Origin of the sequence: Schnuerera sp., from assembly GCF_035459645.1 — a bacterium.
Taxonomy (GTDB): domain Bacteria; phylum Bacillota; class Clostridia; order Tissierellales; family Tepidimicrobiaceae; genus Schnuerera.
Genome location: NZ_DATHXO010000383.1, coordinates 1 through 1,694 on the forward strand (window position 1 = coordinate 1; position 1,694 = coordinate 1,694).

1 protein-coding gene and 1 pseudogene are annotated in these 1,694 nt (G+C 35.1%); both read right to left on the reverse strand.

Annotation, left to right across the window (positions count from 1 at the left end; translation table 11 throughout):
- Nucleotides 1-739 (reverse strand): annotated as a pseudogene (locus VK998_RS09045) (histone deacetylase); the annotation flags it as partial.
- Nucleotides 732-1,694: hydantoinase/oxoprolinase family protein (locus VK998_RS09050; protein ID WP_325227790.1), on the reverse strand; the 963-nt coding region annotated here is incomplete at its 5' end. The pseudogene VK998_RS09045 and the gene VK998_RS09050, both read right to left, overlap by 8 nt.

Consider the following 1,694-nt stretch of genomic DNA (forward strand, 5'->3'; position numbering starts at 1 on the left):
TAGGATCTGTATAATGATTATCTTGACCAGCTGAGTTAATTATTATATCCGGTTTATATTCATTTAAAATAGGCATTACTACATTCTCCAACACATATAAAAAACCTTCTTCTCCCGTTCCTGGAGGCAAGGGGATATTTACATTATAACCATAGGCAGAAGGACCTCCAAATTCTTCAATAAATCCAGTACCAGGATAAAGAGTTCTACCATCTTGATGGAAAGAGATAAATAAAGTATTCTTGTCATTCCAATAGATATCTTGAGTACCATCTCCATGATGACAATCCGTGTCTACAATGGCTACTCGTAAATCTCCGTATTCCTGTCTTATTCTCTCTAACATTACCGCTTCCACATTGACTACACAAAAGCCTCGATCACCATAAACTACCCTATGAGCATGATGTCCAGGTGGACGCACCAATGCAAAGGATTTGTCTACTTCTTTATCCATTACTCCTTGAAATGCCTTAATTGCACCACCAACGGATATTAGATGAGACTGGGTTATTCTAGATTTTACATCTGGTATTGCAAAATGTACTCTTTCTATATCTTTTTCCTCAGCGAGAATAGGGTTATAAAATTTAATTCCTTTAATATCTTCTATTCCCTCTTCAAAAATTTGGTCTTGTGTATATAAAAGCCTTTCTTCCCTTTCTGGATGGGTAGGACTAATAGCCCAATCGAAAGCAGGGAAGAATATAAGCCCTAGTCTATTCTTAGCCTTAATCATTCATATCACTCCTCAACTCATGAAAAAGCCCTGGTTTTACTTGTGCCTTAATCCGGATGTTTTTCCCAGTAGTGTAGAAACCTTTTACCATATTAAAACTACTTTCTTCTACGATTTCAGCCTCTATTTTATCTCTAGTAGCTCCTAAAGATAAAGCAGATTCTTTTACTAATTCTAGAGCTCTTTTTCTGGCCTTATCAACAGTATAATTTCTGCTCACTTTTTCATACAGTTCTAATTCAGGTACTGAAAGTATTCCTTGAGATGTATTTGCTAACATATTAATTTCTGTAGTAGGTTTTGCTAGAGCTGCTCCTATTGCATTTGCCACATGGTAATCTTTTGGAAAATGGCAGGGTAGATTAAATTTATTTTCAAGTATTGGTGCTAACACATTAGCAGGGCCACCAATTATATTTATAAGTTTTGGTTCTACTTTCTTTCCATATAACAACTCTTTAACTGTGTAAACAGGTTGACTATTTATTTCATTTAAAAGAGCGTCTACTTTATCCTTAATAATATCTCCCATAGTTTCAAGAATTAACTTAGCCATATTCTCTGCTGATAGATTTAATTCTTTCCCCAGTATTTTCATAGCTTTTTTAGCGCGTGCTTTTATTTTTTCATCTTCCTTTATAAATTCTAAAGTTATCATAGCATCTGTAGGGGTAGGTTTAGGTCCTCTAAAGGCATAAGGAACTCCTTCCCTTCTTGGACCTATTTTAATATTACCATTTTCAATGCTAATACTACTATCCCCACCTAAACCTATAGAAACGCTATAAATAGCTCTTATCAAAGTATTATATTTATCTATTTTAATTCCTAAAGGTTCAAATAAAGGTACACCATCAGCAAGGAAGAATATATCCGTAGTTGTTCCTCCCAGATCTAATAAAATCGCATCTTCATCAGCAGGCAGCATAGCATTGATTCCCATGAAGCTGGCAGC